This window comes from Alicyclobacillus sp. SP_1, from assembly GCF_024706985.1.
Taxonomy (GTDB): Bacteria; Bacillota; Bacilli; order Alicyclobacillales; family Alicyclobacillaceae; genus Alicyclobacillus_I.
In genome coordinates this window covers 133,019-148,560 of the sequence record NZ_JAMCCX010000028.1, presented here as the reverse complement: position 1 = coordinate 148,560, position 15,542 = coordinate 133,019, and the positions used below count along the sequence as shown (strand labels likewise).

Annotated in this window: 12 protein-coding genes and 1 tRNA gene; 3 read left to right on the top strand and 10 right to left on the bottom strand. The window is 53.2% G+C overall.

The annotated features are described in order from the left end of the window. The 4 genes from argH to M4I36_RS08980 all read right to left on the bottom strand — a co-directional run bounded on the left by argH (window position 1) and on the right by M4I36_RS08980 (window position 8,629). Window positions 1-1,398, bottom strand: coding sequence for an argininosuccinate lyase (argH, locus tag M4I36_RS08995; RefSeq protein ID WP_258111386.1), 1,398 nt, complete (start codon window positions 1,396-1,398; stop codon window positions 1-3). Beyond that, window positions 1,395-2,780, bottom strand: coding sequence for an argininosuccinate synthase (locus tag M4I36_RS08990; RefSeq protein WP_308661160.1), 1,386 nt, complete (start codon window positions 2,778-2,780; stop codon window positions 1,395-1,397). Before M4I36_RS08990 ends, argH begins: the two co-directional genes overlap by 4 nt. Then, window positions 2,765-3,847 carry an ornithine carbamoyltransferase gene (gene argF, locus M4I36_RS08985; RefSeq protein ID WP_258111385.1) on the bottom strand — a complete coding sequence of 361 codons (1,083 nt, stop codon included), beginning with the start codon at window positions 3,845-3,847 and terminating at the stop codon, window positions 2,765-2,767. The genes M4I36_RS08990 and argF overlap by 16 nt, the downstream gene beginning before the upstream one ends. 225 nt (window positions 3,848-4,072) lie before the next feature. Further along, the gene (locus M4I36_RS08980) at window positions 4,073-8,629 is read right to left on the bottom strand and encodes a glutamate synthase-related protein (protein WP_374985848.1); all 4,557 of its coding nucleotides are present in this window, start codon (window positions 8,627-8,629) and stop codon (window positions 4,073-4,075) included. A 96-nt stretch (window positions 8,630-8,725) separates the two neighbouring features. On the opposite strand from M4I36_RS08980, the gene M4I36_RS08975 reads away from it, so the two are divergent. Continuing rightward, window positions 8,726-9,223 carry an N-acetyltransferase gene (locus M4I36_RS08975; protein ID WP_258111383.1) on the top strand — a complete coding sequence of 166 codons (498 nt, stop codon included), beginning with the start codon at window positions 8,726-8,728 and terminating at the stop codon, window positions 9,221-9,223. A 224-nt stretch (window positions 9,224-9,447) separates the two neighbouring features. On the opposite strand, the gene M4I36_RS08970 is transcribed toward M4I36_RS08975, so the two are convergent. Genes M4I36_RS08970 through argC form a run of 3 tightly spaced genes read right to left on the bottom strand, consistent with a single transcriptional unit; the run spans window position 9,448 to window position 12,511 of the window. Continuing rightward, window positions 9,448-10,644 (bottom strand): aspartate aminotransferase family protein, encoded by a 1,197-nt coding sequence (locus M4I36_RS08970; RefSeq protein ID WP_258111382.1) that lies wholly within the window; start codon window positions 10,642-10,644, stop codon window positions 9,448-9,450. Beyond that, the gene (argB, locus tag M4I36_RS08965) at window positions 10,641-11,438 is read right to left on the bottom strand and encodes an acetylglutamate kinase (protein ID WP_258111381.1); all 798 of its coding nucleotides are present in this window, start codon (window positions 11,436-11,438) and stop codon (window positions 10,641-10,643) included. Before argB ends, M4I36_RS08970 begins: the two co-directional genes overlap by 4 nt. Window positions 11,439-11,449: 11 nt before the next feature. Continuing rightward, a complete protein-coding gene (argC, locus tag M4I36_RS08960; RefSeq protein WP_258111380.1) occupies window positions 11,450-12,511 on the bottom strand; it encodes an N-acetyl-gamma-glutamyl-phosphate reductase in 1,062 nt (353 codons plus the stop codon). Between the two features lie 229 nt (window positions 12,512-12,740). On the opposite strand from argC, the gene M4I36_RS08955 reads away from it, so the two are divergent. Then, on the top strand, window positions 12,741-12,944 hold the full coding sequence (locus tag M4I36_RS08955) for a hypothetical protein (RefSeq protein ID WP_308661182.1): 204 nt from the start codon (window positions 12,741-12,743) through the stop codon (window positions 12,942-12,944). A gap of 72 nt (window positions 12,945-13,016) precedes the next feature. Continuing rightward, entirely contained in the window at window positions 13,017-13,442 is a 426-nt protein-coding gene (locus M4I36_RS08950) for a CoA-binding protein (RefSeq protein WP_258111378.1), read from the top strand. 104 nt (window positions 13,443-13,546) lie between these two features. Here M4I36_RS08950 and M4I36_RS08945 read toward each other — a convergent pair. From M4I36_RS08945 to M4I36_RS08935, 3 genes are all read right to left on the bottom strand, one after another. Then, window positions 13,547-13,622: transfer RNA gene (locus M4I36_RS08945), tRNA-Arg, on the bottom strand. A gap of 228 nt (window positions 13,623-13,850) precedes the next feature. Then, entirely contained in the window at window positions 13,851-14,561 is a 711-nt protein-coding gene (locus M4I36_RS08940; protein ID WP_258111377.1) for a PspA/IM30 family protein, read from the bottom strand. A gap of 153 nt (window positions 14,562-14,714) precedes the next feature. Continuing rightward, window positions 14,715-15,524: a heavy metal-binding domain-containing protein gene (locus M4I36_RS08935; RefSeq protein WP_258111538.1), complete on the bottom strand. Its 810-nt coding sequence runs from the start codon at window positions 15,522-15,524 to the stop codon at window positions 14,715-14,717. Window positions 15,525-15,542: the final 18 nt, after the last annotated feature.

The following is a 15,542-nucleotide window of genomic DNA, read 5'->3' as shown; positions in this document are numbered from 1 at the left end:
CTAACTCCTTTCGCTTGAGCTTACAAATGCCGACGACTGCTTGGCTGCAGCCAATTGCTGAACCACTGCACAAGTCGCTGTACCACCCACCGCACTCCGAGAGTCCACGACATGCCTCAATTGCAATAGGTCGTGGACGCGTTCGTCAAAAAGAGGAGAAAGTTCGCGAAAATCCTCTACCGACAAGTCTGCCAAACCAATCCCTCTGGAGAGTGCCTTCTGCACCAGTTGACCGACCACCGCATGGGCTTGGCGAAACGGCAGTCCACGCCGAGCTAATTCATCCGCCAAATCGGTTGCCGCTGAAAAATCTTTGTCAAACGCAGTCTGCAACCGTTCTGAGTGGACGGTCCATGTGGAAATCATTCCTCGAAAGATGCGCAGGGCGGGAAGAAGCGTATCCAAGGTATCAAATACTCCTTCTTTGTCTTCCTGCAAATCCTTGTTGTAGGCGAGCGGTAACCCTTTCATCACAGTCAACAAAGCGATAAGATGCCCATAGACCCTCCCGGTTTTACCACGAACGAGTTCGGGAACGTCCGGATTTTTCTTCTGAGGCATCATACTCGACCCGGTACAATATCGGTCTGCCAACTCGATATACCCAAATTCTTCGCTCGACCAAAGGACTAATTCTTCCGAAAAACGCGACAAATGCATCATACAAATGCTGGCGTTAGACAAAAACTCCAAAAGATAGTCTCGATTCGAGACCGCATCCAACGAATTTTGATAGAGTCCGTCAAACTCCAATTCCGCCGCCACCAACTCACGTCGAATCGGAAAAGTTGTCCCCGCCAAAGCTCCAGCTCCGAGAGGCAGCACATTCATTCGCTGCAAAGTCGATTCCATGCGGTCTGCGTCTCGCTCCAACATCCAAAAATAGGCGAGAAGATGATGCGCGAGCAGGACTGGCTGTGCTCGTTGCAAGTGCGTGTAGCCAGGGATGATGACATCGATATACCGCTCTGCCTGCTCCACCAGTGTGACTTGCAACGCTCTAATTTCTTGAACTACCTCCCATACGGCAGAGCGCATAAACAAGTGCATAGAGGTAGCCACCTGGTCATTTCGACTTCTCGCAGTATGCAACTTACCAGCCACAGCCCCAATCCGCTCCGTCAACAATCGCTCGACATTCATATGAATGTCTTCATCTTCAACGCGAAATTTCAAGGTTCCCTCAGTCGCTTCGCCGAGCATCTCTTCTAGGCCAAGAACAATTTCCTCCGCATCTCGATCCGGTATAATGCCAGCCTGGCCCAACATTCGCGCATGGGCAATGCTACCTCGAATGTCGGCGACAGCCAGACGAGCATCAAACCCGATGCTCGCAGTGAACGCATCCACTTCGGCGATGGTGGCTTCGGTGAATCGACCGCCCCATAATTTCGTCACGCGGGCAGTCCTCCCTCACTCCAGACAGCCACAGAATCTTCATCACTGGCCTGCGACATCGTCCCCGACGCCTCGTCTCTAGCATCTTGATGTTCCTCTTTCACAGGCCACTCACCTCCGTCCTTGGTGTCCAGGATATCAAGAACAGACCATCCTTGATGAAATTCTTTCGCGAATTGTGAGTCTTTCGCCTCGGTGTGCAGCGCGGCATGAATACGTGTTGACATCCCCCAGAGTGAGATGAAACCCACGGCTGATTGGTGGTCAAACGTGTCCCCGACCGAATAGGTCGCAAGGTCGTGACGATAAAGAGAGTACTGGGAGCGCCGACCTGTAGCTTGAATCGACCCTTTGTAGAATTGCAACCGCACATCTCCCGTCACATGTTGCTGAGTCTCTTCGACAAAAGCATCTAAAGCTGTGCGCAGCGGTGAAAACCACAGCCCATTGTAAATCAGTTTATGGTAATGCAATTCAACCATTGCTTTAAACTCGGACACTTCCCGCGTGAGAGTCAGCGCTTCCAACTCTTTCTTTGCAGCGAGTAAGGCAATCGCAGCTGGTGCCTCGTAAACCTCCCGAGACTTAATGCCCACAAGTCGGTTTTCGACGCAATCAATCCGCCCGACACCATGTGCACCTGCCAATTCGTTTAATTGATGAATCAGAGAAACGAGTGAAAGCGACACGCCGTTCAACGCCACCGGTTTCCCGCTTTCAAATGAAACCACAACTTCCGAAGGCGTGGCCGGAGCCTCCATTGGCGACTTCGTCCAAAGAAATGCCTCTTCTGGTACAGACGCCCATGGGTCTTCCAACACACCGCATTCAATTGCCCTGCCCCAGAGATTAGCATCAATTGAGTATGGACTATCGACCGTGACGGGCACGGGAATACCGTGCTGTTCAGCAAAAGCTATTTCTTCATCCCGATGAAATCCCCATTCCCGCACCGGCGCCACGACTTTCAAATCAGGGTTCAATGCCTGAACGGATACTTCAAACCGAACTTGGTCGTTTCCTTTGCCCGTGCAACCATGCGCGACCGCTGTGGCTCCTTCTGCTTTGGCCACCTCGCAGAGGTATTGTGAAATGAGCGGTCGCGATAAAGCGGAAGCGAGTGGATATTTCCCTTCATACATGGCTCCCGCCTTCAGCGCCGGCAGGATGAACTCCTCGGCAAATGCATCGACGCCATGGATGCAGTACGACTTTATGGCACCAACTTTCAGAGCTTTTTGCTGTACAAAATCTAAATTAACACCTTCACCAACATCCACACACATGGCAATGACGTCATAGCCGTATTGTTCTTTGAGCCAGGCGATGGCCACCGAGGTGTCCAAGCCTCCGGAATATGCGAGTACTAATTTTTCTGCCATTCTGATTCCTCCCCAAATGCGCCCGCATCTGCCATCAACGCGGCGATAATGGCCTTCTGTGCATGCATCCGATTCTCTGCCTGATCAAACACCACGGAGTGAGGTCCATCAATCACCTCAGCCGTCACTTCTTCTCCACGATGCGCTGGAAGACAATGTAGAAAGCGAAAATTCGGATGCGCTCCCGCTACCAATTCGGCATTGACTTGGTAAGGGGCGAAGCGTTCTTTTCGGTCTTCCGCTTCCGCTTCATCTCCCATGCTCGCCCAGACGTCGGTATAGACGACGTCTGCCCCATCCACTGCGCGCCCTGCATCTGTGGTCACAAGGACCTGTGTTCCGTGAAAGATTGCATCTCTCTTAGCTTGCTCAACAATCTCTGGCAATGGCAAATATTCTTTCGGGGATGCAATGCGGATGTTCATCCCGAGTTTCGGAGCCAATTGCAGCCAAGAGTGAGCCATATTGTTGCCGTCTCCCACATACGCGACGGTCAAGCCACTGACCGTCCCGAACTGCTCGTGGATGGTCAAGGCGTCAGCAAGAACTTGGCAAGGATGATGTTCGTCCGTCAAGCCATTGATGACTGGGACTGAAGCATGCCGAGCAAGTTCCTCCACGGATGCATGAGCGTAGGTGCGTATCATAATTCCATCCACATAGCGAGACAGCACCTGAGCAGTGTCAGAAATCGGTTCCCCGCGCGACATCTGCGTAGACTCACCAGGTAAGAACACAGCGTGACCGCCGAGTTGAAGCATGCCGACCTCAAAGGAGATGCGCGTTCGCGTCGAGGCCTTGTCAAAAATCATCGCGAGTGTTTTATTGGCCAGCAACTGGTGAGTAAATCCAGTCTGATGAGCTTCCTTGAGAACGAGGGAGAGTCCCAGCAGCCGTCTCAATTCCTCGCCTTGATAATCGGAAAAATCGAGTAAATCGCGTCCACGCAGGCTGCGATGAGCTTCAAACAAGGCAGTTTGCAACCGCACCGACAAGTAACCGCGGCCCAGCGGAACAATGGACTTCGTTCCGCGTCCAACCAGACCAGTCATTGGCCACACGCTCATCAATGTTCCCCTCTTTCTTCGCGTCGCAGCAGGTAAGCATCCATTAGCGTCCTGACTGCAAACCATCGTTACTCGAATTATTATACATCAATATGTATATTTATCAACAAGAAAATAAGACCCATTAAAAAAAGGACACAGTCCGCAAACACCCATGGCGTTTGTCAGTCTGTGGCCGCAGTCTCATGTGCCAACGCCTCGACAGGCGCTTGCCGAGCGCATCCGTCACTCTGTCGCGATATCTTGGTCCGTAATATCCGACCCGGGTCGAATCATCATGAAGTGGTCCGCTGGGCGCAGCAGCAAGTCTGTGGAGTCTGCCGCCTCTTCCCACTGACCGCTCCGACGCAATTCTCGCACATACGCTTCGAGTAGTTCGCGAACATCGTCCTCTCCACGACCATCCAAATAGGAGAGACGCACCTTCGCTCCCTTGGCAATGCGTCGACGAATCGCATCTTCGGTGAGACCCAACTCTGCATCCATCCGCAAGTAGACCGAACCGCCAGTCATCCCGGAACATATCCAAGGACCGGGATCTCCCAAAACTAAAGCGCGCCCATTGGTCATGTACTCAAAGGCGAATCCTTTCACATTGGCGGTTGTGCTGAGAAATGCTCCCTTTCCGACAGAACGCAGTGTGCCGCCAATCACCACGTCTGCTCCTGAAAGCCGAATGCCAGCGCGCGCATCTGCGTCTCCTTGAATGAGGAACATGCCACGCTGGGCGCCATACGCCAGCCCCTTGCCCACACTGCCACCGCGCCAGACTCCATCGGCACACCGGTCTTTGAGCACTGTGATGCGTCCACCGAGGGCACCTTTTCCCACGCCGTCCCCCGCTCCACCGCGCGCCACGTGAACCATTCCCTCCGTGCTGAATGCTGCAAAGCCTGCACCAGCCACGGACGTCGATTCCAAGAGTGCGGATGCTCCTTGTGCGCGCTGGCGAACAGCCAAACCACTCTCACGCGCGCCTGCTGCTCTTCCTCTATCCCGCACTGCAAGCGAAGAAGACGCGCCCGCAGACAGAGACACCGTGGCAGATGTTCCAGAACTTCTGGCAGAGTTTTGGACATCTTCGGACACGCCGGACACCCCAAAGGTGCCAGTTGCATCACCGACGAGGGAGACCTCATCCCAATCTGCGGAACGGAATTGGATGGTCGTGCCGCGGCCTTTCGAAGACTCTGCGTACTTCGTCAACCAAGCCGCATCGACTTGAGAGATTCCAGCGCGAGCTTGAAGCAAATCTCGCCGACCGACTAAGTCCTGAGTGCGCGTCGCCCCGAGCGCTGCCGTTAACTCGGCAATGTGCTCGCCAACAGCGGAAAAAAAGCGCACCAATTTTTGAACCGAGTCTTCAAATTCTCGTGGAGAGAATGCCGTGAGACCTTTTTCATGCGCTTCAGCCAAGTCCGTCATCTGCGTGGCAATGCCCACATGACAGGTGTCTTTGTGGCAAGCGCGACAGGACGTACAGCCAATCGCAACCATGGCCATCGTTCCAAATCCCACGCGGTTGGCCCCGAGCAGAATAGCCTTCATGGCATCCGCACCAGACTTCAATCCTCCGTCCGCCCATATCTCTGCAACGTCTCGAAGGCCCGATGCAGACAAAGCATCGTGCGCCAAACGCACGCCAATTTCCATGGGCAATCCAACATGATGGATGGCATGAGCCCGAGCCGCCCCCGTGCCGCCATCAAATCCAGACAGCGTAACAATATCCGCTCCTGCTTTAACAATGCCGACTGCGATTGTTCCTATATTTGGGACAACCGGGACTTTGACTGCCACCTTGGCATCCGGGTTGACCTGCTTAAGTTCGTAAATCACTTGTGCCAGGTCCTCGATAGAATAAATATCGTGATTGTTGGAGGGGGAAATCAGGTCCACTCCGAGCGCCGCATTGCGGGCAGCCGCCACCTGTGCCGTCACTTTTGATCCCGGTAGATGGCCGCCTTCCCCAGGTTTTGCTCCCTGACCAATTTTGATTTCCAGCAGATACGCGTCGTTGCACAATTCTGCATTGACCCCAAATCGTCCGGAAGCAATCTGCCGACCGCGATGACGAGGATACTTGTGCAACATGTCTTTAATTTCCCCGCCTTCACCGTTCACGCAGACCACATTCAACCGATACGCCGCTTCCGCATAGGCGCGAAACGCCGTCTCTCCCTGAGAACCGAAAGACATCGAAGAAATGACCAGTGGATGGGAGTGAATGTCCACCGAAGTATCGACGCACGACTTGGACAACCTCGTCTCTGCTCGCACAAAATCGAGACTATGCCGAAGCGAGATGGGTTGGCTTTGCTCCAATTCCTCAAGCTTTTCCACATAGCTTTGATAGTCCACTTCGCCACTGGCCACTCGTCCCGCAGATTTCCAAATCCGGGGATAAAGTTGGAATGATTTGTTGCGCGGCATCGCTCGATCCTTATCCGCAGAGTATCGCTCTTGCCGCACGGCCGCTTCCTCCTCGAGATGAGAAAACGAAAATCCACTACTGGAACTGCCACAAAAATTCGGTACGCCAAGGATTTCAGCAATCTCGGGGGACAGTCCAATACCCGAAAAGAGCCGCTCGTACCCTCGCAATTCATGAATACCAAGCGTCGAAATGACTTTTTCCAGACCCTTGTCCAGTGCTTTGTAGAGGTTCTCCAAAGCGGGCAACCCGCCTTTATCGGCGACAAACTCCCACATGAGATACGGTACTAAAGCATCCGCCCCAAGCCCAAACGCAATGACCAAATCGTGCAAGTTGCGCAGTACGCCGCTACGGAGCACTAACCCTGTCTGTCGGCGCAAATGCTCTCGCCCGTTCGGTTGCGGACAAAGCAACGCTTTGTGGACCGAGGCAAGGACGAGGAGCGGATCGACAAAAGCACCTCTCCGAAATTGCAAACGGTCATCCAGCACAATCAGATGCGCACCGCGTGAAACGGCCTCTACAGCCTCTGCAGAGATGCGCGCGAGAGACGCCTCAATCGACTCCTCTGGATGGCGATGAATGAGCAATTCCACAGTGGCCTCTTGCGACGTGTGCAATTGGTCGAGAACATCCTCATAGAGGAGCGTTCCCAGCTTGTGCGCTGTAGCTTGAATGGCAGCCCCATCGACCGCAGTGTACTCCGGTAACTCTTCGAGCAGCAGCGGCGATTGAACTTCCAAACGAGGGCTATTTGATTTCTTAAGGTCAAACGATGGTCGGCAACCAACGATAGACCTCGTACTGAAATGTTCCACTTCTCGTTCCCGGTCAATGGCCGGATTCGTCACCACGGCCACAGTCTCTTGAAGAAAATCTGCAACGGAATGAATGCCCTCCGCAAAAGCTGCAATCGGGCTGTCAAAACCGAGCGATTTGATGGGTTCAACACCCGTATGCATCTCAAACTCCAGCATCTTAAAGTCCTCTTCTCGAAATCCGAACGCCGCAGCTCGCGCCGAAAAAGGGCGACTGTCGCGGTGCGGATGCATCACGCTGTGCTCTCGGGTCAGCAATCCGGGAAAGCGCAGCGTTCGCCGCTCCCCGTGGATGGCATAGCGCAGCGAGACGCGGCGCAAGACTTCTTGCTGCATCTCTTGATAGGTCCAAAATTTCGGCTCATTCCCCAAGGTTACCGCGAGTTTTTCACCAGGCGCCAGCGCTTTCGGAGAAGCAACCCACTCTCTCAGTGGAACAATGCCCTGCTCGGAAGCGACGGCAAAATACGATGCCGTCTCCATCCACCACAGGGGTCGCAGTCCGAGCGCATCAACCGACACGACGACTTCATCACCGTAGCGGGCAAGAACGCCAGCCGGACCTTGCGCAAACGGTCCCCAGAGAGCTCGAAAGAACATGTAGAGGTCCGAGAGGTCGGATGGCATGCTCTTGATTTCGTGCAGGATCGGCGGAAACACGAGTTCCATTGCTTCCATAAGCGACCAACCACGTTCCGCAAGGAGGCCTTGCAAGACCCGGTCAATCATCTGTGAGTCACTGCTTTCAGAGGACAGCGGCACTCCAATCATGTGTGCCTCCGAATAAAAGCGAGAAATCGTGTTAATTTCTCCATTGTGGCCGAGCAGCGAGAACGGCTGGACGCGTGCGAACGAGGTGGACGTATTGGTAGAGTATCGCGTATGAGCCATCACAAAAGAGCTTGCAATTCTCGAATCTTGCAAATCTTTGTGGTAATTATAGAGAGTTTGGTCGTCTCCAACCACCTTGTAGACCACCGAGTCCTTGCTTAAAGACGCGACGTGAACCCCATCCATCTTCTCCAATTCGGTGAGAGCAGCATACAGCGGGTCGATCCCGTTTCCATCAAACGCAACAATTCCAGCAACCTGCCAGAAGACGGGCTTCTCCAATCCGGCCGAAGCTCCCAGCGCAGCGGAATTCACCCCATCCGTCTGAACCACCAATAGGGTCAACTGGTGTTTTGCAAAAATAGAGCGAATGGCAGCTTCGGAAGCTGCGTGATTTTCCCGTTGTAGAAAGAGATGTCCGACGAAAAACGACGGATGGTCGACCAACTCAGGATTGACTCCAGCGCTCGCGAGTCGACTCTGCCAAAGCGCTTTTGGCACGTCCATCTGGAGGCCACATCCGTCTCCCTCGCCGGCGACGTAACCGGCGCGATGACGCATGGCAGACAGCGCCTGAACACCGGCCACAACGACTTCGCGTTTGGCCACACCCGTCTTTTCAATTCTTGCAAAAATGCCACACGCATCCTGTTCTTGATTCACTTTTGTGGTCCATGCGTTCAAGTGCATTCTCATTCACTTCCTTTGTTATGATGAAATAATATACGTTATCTTGCATATAAATACTACATCGTGATATAACTACGTCAAGCAGGAAAGGGGAGACTCGTCATGGAAATACGCAAAGCCACCGTCCGCGATGTGGACGCCATGCAATCTTTGATTCAGACATTCGCCAACCAAGGACTGATGCTGCCACGAACCGCAAAATCTTTGTACGAACATCTGCACTGTTTCACCGTCGCAGCCGAGGGTGACAAAATATTAGGTGTCGCTGGATTGCATATCCTTTGGAAGGATTTAGCGGAAATTCGTTCACTAGCGGTAGACGCGGAACAGCATGGGCGCGGAATTGGCCGACTCATCGTCCGGCAGCTAACGCAACAAGCAGAGCAGATGGGAATTGCCCAAGTTCTTTCCCTGACCTACCAAACCACCTTTTTCGAAAAATTAAGTTTTCAAACAGTGAAGAAAGACGAGCTTCCGCACAAAGTCTGGAAAGACTGCATTTACTGCAAAAAATTCGATCATTGTGACGAAGTAGCGATGGTTTATTATACATCAATTCACTCTCAAATAAAAGAACTGGAGTACGTGCAAACTTCTTGAACCGCGGCTGCTTCGCCATTTATCGTGCCTTTACAGCGGAATTGCCCTAAACTCATCCCATCTCGAAGCTCCTCCGATGCGCATAATTTTTAATCAGAGCGAAATTTTATGCTAAGGCAAACAGAGACCTCTCATGTCTGCCTTAGCTCGATTTGAACGTACAGTGCCACTGCTGCTCCGTTCCTTCGGCAGAGGCTTTCCTGAATCTTTGCGTGTCTCTATTTCTACTGTCGCCGAGCAGGTACTGTTACCTGCGGGAGAGCCAAGATGGAGTCCATGCACCGTGCGAATTCATCCACATGCTGCTTATCTAAGATAAGAGGCGGAACCGCACGCACCCGCGTTGGCCCCACGGCCGTCAGCAGACACCCGTTCTCTTCTGCCAAGCGAACGAACTCTTTTGCATCGATTGGTACATCAAACCCCCACATCAAACCTCGTCCTGTCACGTTCGTGAAACGTTCCTCCAAAGCTGCCCGCAAAACTTCCCCTAGTTCGCGGACATGCTTTAGAAATGCTGGTTCCGAGACAACTTCCAACACTGCTTCGACAACCGCCATCGCGAGAGGATTCCCGCCAAACGTCGTTCCGTGCGAACCCGCATCAAACACGTCCGCAACCTCTTGGCGAGCAACTATGGCACCAACTGGCACACCATTACCAAGCCCTTTCGCTAAAGTCAGGATGTCTGGTTGAAGAGATGCTTGCAAAAATGCAAACATTTCTCCCGTTCTACCAATTCCCGTCTGAACTTCATCGACGATAAGCAGAGCTTGATGCTCTCGCAGCTTTGCTTGCAGGTCTCGAAGAAAAGACACGGGAATCGGGTGCACCCCGCCCTCACCCTGTATAACTTCGACGATACACGCGGCGGTCCGTGCGTCAATTTCCTGCAATACGTCGGCCAAGGAAGGCGGAGACGCACAGTCCGGCAAGAGCGGCAAAAAGCCAGCCTGATAAGCTGGTTTCGGAGTGACCGATAAAGCACCAAACGTGCGCCCGTGGAATGCACCGGGGAGCGATATCAGCTTCGTCTTGTCTGCTCGAATGCGCGTTCCATAACGACGGGCCAACTTCAGCGCTCCTTCGTTTGCTTCCGCTCCCGAGTTACAAAAGAGTACACGTCCCAGCCCACTCTCCTCCGTCAATTTCTTGGCGACCCGCAGTTGAGCAGGAACCCCGTACAAATTTGAACAGTGAATCAAGGTCTGCGCTTGGCGAACGATGGCTTCCGTTACCGCCGGGTGGGCGTGGCCGAGACTACACACCGCAATTCCCGCCGTAAAATCTAAATACCTGCTGCCTTTATCGTCATAGAGCCAGACTCCATCGCCACGAACCATGGACAGCCTGTGTGTCCCATAATTCTTGAACAACACATCTTCCTTCTCGATGGTTGGTTGTTCCAGTCTCTCTGTCACGAATGCACACGTCCCTTCACTCGCGTTCCTAAAGCTACCTCCTGCCGACTGCATGAGTCGCCTAGCACCGCCCACGCTACGCTGTCTGAATTCCAACCATCCACGACATAACAACACGAAACGCCTGCTGCGAGCGCATGGAGCACAGCATCCACTTTAGGAACCATGCCCCCAGTGAATTCTCGGTTCCGCCGTCGCTGTTCGAGCTCATCGAAATCCATCTCGGTGAGCATCTCTCCCTGCGGCCAGTCCGCATAAATGCCAGAAACATCCGTGCAGAATACTAATCGCTCTGCCGAGATTCCCCCTGCAAGTGCGCTGGCCGCAATATCCGCATTGACATTCATGCGTTCACCACGACCATTCTTCGCAATCGGAGCGACCACTGGGATTTCTCGCCGCGACAGCGGCCCGTCTAATGCGCGAGTATTGGCTCGCACCGTCTCGCCAGTCCGGTCTGAATGCGCGGATTCCGCTAAAAACAGGCCAGTTTTCGCGCCATGCACAGAAATCGCGGGTAGACGTGCCGCACGTAAGGCATTGACCCACTCGATATTGACCGTCGTTCCAAGTGTCGCATCGACAATCGACATAGCTTCCGGCGTCGTCCGCCTCAATCCATCGGCAAAAGAGAGCGAGATACCTGCAGACTCCAAAGCTTCGCTAATCCGTGGTCCTCCACCGTGAACCACGACGAGCGGTACACCTTCTTGCCACAGACGCACAAGCGCCGCCATAAGGGCTTCGCCATTCCCCTGAAGTGACCCTCCAACTTTGACAACAACTCCCGGCACAACGTCACCTCCTACAGAGCGGACGCAATAACAGACAGTCCACTGATTTCCGGCCAACCGAAGATTCGGTTGCAATTTTGCACGGCCTGCCCCGCTGCACCTTTTTGCAAATTGTCGATCACGCTGAACACCTGCAACATGTTGTTGCGCGCATCGACATGGATACTGAGAAGACACTGATTCGTGCCTCGGACGGAATGCAGGTCGGGCCAGCTTCCAGGCGGAAGCATAGACACGAAGACTGTCTCTCGGTAAGCATCCTCGTAAAGAGTCCGAAGTTCCAAGTCTGACACCGGACCGACAAGCGGCACGTAGCAAGTTGCGAAGATCCCACGAGCGACTGGCAACAACTGTGTTGTCATACAGATGGAAACGGACTTACCAGTGAGTTGAGTCAACGTCTGTTCAATTTCCGGGAGATGCTGATGACGGCCTACACGATACGCGCGAAAGTTCTCCGTCATCTCGGAAAATGTCAAGTGCGCCGCAGGCGACTTCCCTGCCCCGGTTGTGCCCGACTTCGCATCCACCACCACCGATTGGCGCGCATCCATCCACGGACTCTGAACGATAGGCAACAAGGCCAATTCCACGGCAGTCGCATAGCAACCTGGATTGCTGACCAAAGTCGCGCCCGTCACGGCATGGGAAAACCACTCTGAGAGGCCGTATACAGGGGGGGCTTGATCTGCAGGGAGCGGTGACCGATGCGGATACCACTGTTCGTAGACCTCTTTCGGTAGACGTAAGTCACCAGACAGGTCGATCACCACGACCCCCTTGTTCGAGAGAGAGAGAGCAATATCCCCAGAAACCCCAGAAGGTAACGCCACAAACACCACGTCACAAGCGTCAACACAGTCCGTCTCGCAAAAGGGATGGACCAAGAGCGTTCCTGAACAGGCTGCAAAGGAAGGAAGCAGAGTGCCTACTGGTGTGGCCGCTGTGACTTGGCGAGCGGCCAAATACGTAACCTCAAGGTGCGGATGTTGCAACAAAATGCGCAGCAGTTCCGTGCCAGAATATCCAGTCACACCGATAATGCCTGCACGGACAGGAGGTGTCACCACCATGTCAAGACACCTCCTCGTTTGAATTTTTATTCATTATACATGAATTTTTATTCAGCGTGTATATGGCGAACGAATTTTGTTCGATTTCACTTCGGTTTCTCCGCGAATGCCCGTGCCCGGGGGCGGATGTCCCAGCATTTTGTGAACTATCCAACGAAGGAGGAGTGAGTTCATGGGAGCATTCGGAGTGTATACGCGTTGGGCCGTAGTCTTTCTGATTATTTTCGTTCTGTTCTTCCTGCTCTGCCCAGGTGACGACGGAATATATGTAGGAAAGCACGCCTCAGTCGCCCATTTTGATGCCACTTCCATTCATGCCCACGGTATGCCGATGTATCACATGCCGCACATGGGATATTCCATGGGATACCCTATGGGCGGCATGCATGGCATGCATGGTACGTACGGATCGTCCGCCAGCTCCATTGGTTAAGAGAACTGCCTTCGGCTCGCAACTTGTGTCTGGATTCTCTGCGGAGTATGCTCGGGCCGGAGGCGATTTCAGATGTTTGAAAACCCATCAAAAGAATCGTTGAGAACCATCTTACAAAAAGCAAAGCGGATTGGCGTTGTTGGAATTTCTGACGACCCTAACCGCCCAAGTTACAGCATCAGCGTCGAGTTGGCGCGCCGTGGATACGAAGTCATACCAGTCAATCCTCATCTTCAATCTTGGCGTGGTCTGCGCGCCTATGGAAGGCTTCAAGACGTCCCCTCGGCCATGGATATCATCAACATCTTTCGCCAGAGTGACGCACTGCCGGACGTCGTTGCCGACGCCTGCTCCATCTCCGCCCCCGTACTCTGGGCTCAAGAAGGGGTATACCATGAAGCGGCAGCAGAACAGGCAGCGCGTTGCGGCAAAACCATGGTGATGGATTATTGTATTCTCGTAGCACACTCGGTGTTGCTAGGTCATTCGACCCCATGAGCACAACACGATAAATGTATCAAGTTAAAATAAACGCAAACAGGACACCCCTTTCGGGTTGCCCTGTTTGCGGCATGTAGAAATCTCGGAGGATGTTCGCTCCGTGGCGCGTCCGGAGGGATTTGAACCCCCGACCTCTGGCTCCGGAGGCCAGCGCTCTATCCACTAAGCTACGGACGCACGCGACTCAAAGATTATAGCACGCACTCGCGCGAACTACAAGAGAACGCTGAAAAAGAACCAGCACCTGCCAGAAAACCAACGATTGCAAAGAGACAGACGGAGCCTCATGCTTCGTCTGTCTCTAGACATTTCCTGAAACCAAGTCTCTCTTAGCTCTCTCTATACACTGTTCTTAGTCTATCTGCTCACGAAGCAGTGCACTGAGAAAGCACATCAGGGAAGACATCAGCTACCGCTTTTCGCCTTCATTTCTTCCTTTAAGCGAGCCATTTCCTCCGACACTGCCGAATCCTTGCGAATTTTATCCAGCTCTTTCTGGACAGAATCTCGATTGTCCATCGCATCGTCTAAAATCCCATCGTCCTGCAAGGACTGCATAGCCTGTGCGCGAGCAGACATCTGTTCTGCTTTGTCATTCGCACGCCGGACAGTCTCGCCAACATTGCCGATTTCTTTACCGATGCCAGACATCGACTCACCGATGCGAACTTCTGCTTGCGCTGCCGAGTAAGTCGCCTTCGTGACTTCCTTGGTCGTCTTAAACTGAGAAATCCGGTCTTGGAACTTCCTCTCGGCATCTTTCAGACGTTCCACTTGCTCGGTTATCCGCTGATGCGATTCTTGCAATGTGCTGACCCGCGACACGGCTGCCTGCTTGCGCTCCAGAGCCTTGGCCGCCAAATCCTCGCGGTCTGCCTTGAGCGCCGCACGAGCTTCTTCCTCGCGTTCCTTGACTTCACGCTCAGCACTTTGAATCTGCATCTCGAGTGCCTTTTGCTCCGTCACGACATCCGCCAGATGACGTTTTACCTGTTGCAAACCATCCAGCATCTTCTCATATGACAAGTCCAACGTCGCGTTTGGGTCTTCCACGCGATCTAGGAACTTGTTGACCTGCGACTCAACGATTTCCGTAGCCCGTTTGAACAATCCCATCTCGTTCATCCTCCTCGGAGTTTCCGAAGCCGACATCAAGAGCAGGACATCTGTCACTTCGGGTGAGTACAGTCTCAGCATATCACAGTCACCGGATTTTGCCAGCGTTCTAGAGCGGAAATTCTAGAGCATTTCGTGAACCTTTTGTCCGTTCTAGTCGTTCAATGACAAAATCATCTGCGGGCGAGCAATGCTATGATCTTCCCGCATAGGAGTTACAGCAGTCCCAACGGCAAAAAACTCAATGACGTGAGACCCCCATCCATGCGATTTCTCTTCTAAGCGCACCCCGACAATGCCTTCTGCCTTCTCTTCATGAGCTTCCATTTGCATTCTTTCCATTGCGAGCTCGCGTGCGTCATACAGCGCTTGCGTGAAATTTGTCAACTCAACATTTTGGCCAACATTGCGCATGGCCTGCAGCATTCCTTGATGCGCAACATGGTATACGCAACTCCCCATAACGAGCGAGAGTGGGCGATAACCTGCCTGCAGCAGCGTCCAAAAATCTTGTCCTGACAAATCGGATGTAAACGGCTTACCCGTATTGGAGCGAAACTTACCTGGAGTTTCACGAGACGCCACCGCGGTTCCAATCGCCATAAATTCGGCCATATCCGCGCCCCACTCGTATCGGTTGACCTCAATGCGGACGCCAACCACTCCATCTGCTCCCAAAGCCTGTGCCTCTTCATCCATTCGGCTCATGGCGAGTTCGCGCGCATGGTACATTGCTTGGGTCAGTACATCCATCTCCATGCTCTGGCGCCAGGCCCCTTGTTGATAGCCGATGTGATATATTGACGAACCTACCACTAAGCCAATGGGCTCAAACCCCGCATCCCGAACAAGAAGATATTCATTGACGGACAGGTCTGAGGTGAAAACGCCCCCTGGATGCCCCTGTCTTCGCAAGCCTTGCAAGCGTTCCAGTGCGTGTTTTGGTAAATCCTCTCCATTCACCGACAAACAACTCGCCTC

Excerpts from the sequence above, each read along its gene's own strand:
- M4I36_RS08990 (WP_308661160.1), bottom strand. The coding sequence starts at position 2,780 with ATGGCAGAAAAATTAGTACTCGCATATTCCGGAGGCTTGGACACCTCG.
- argF (WP_258111385.1), bottom strand. The coding sequence starts at position 3,847 with ATGAGCGTGTGGCCAATGACTGGTCTGGTTGGACGCGGAACGAAGTCC.
- M4I36_RS08980 (WP_374985848.1), bottom strand. The coding sequence starts at position 8,629 with ATGAGAATGCACTTGAACGCATGGACCACAAAAGTGAATCAAGAACAG.
- M4I36_RS08975 (WP_258111383.1), top strand. The coding sequence starts at position 8,726 with ATGGAAATACGCAAAGCCACCGTCCGCGATGTGGACGCCATGCAATCT.
- argC (WP_258111380.1), bottom strand. The coding sequence starts at position 12,511 with ATGGTGGTGACACCTCCTGTCCGTGCAGGCATTATCGGTGTGACTGGA.
- M4I36_RS08950 (WP_258111378.1), top strand. The coding sequence starts at position 13,017 with ATGTTTGAAAACCCATCAAAAGAATCGTTGAGAACCATCTTACAAAAA.
- M4I36_RS08940 (WP_258111377.1), bottom strand. The coding sequence starts at position 14,561 with ATGGGATTGTTCAAACGGGCTACGGAAATCGTTGAGTCGCAGGTCAAC.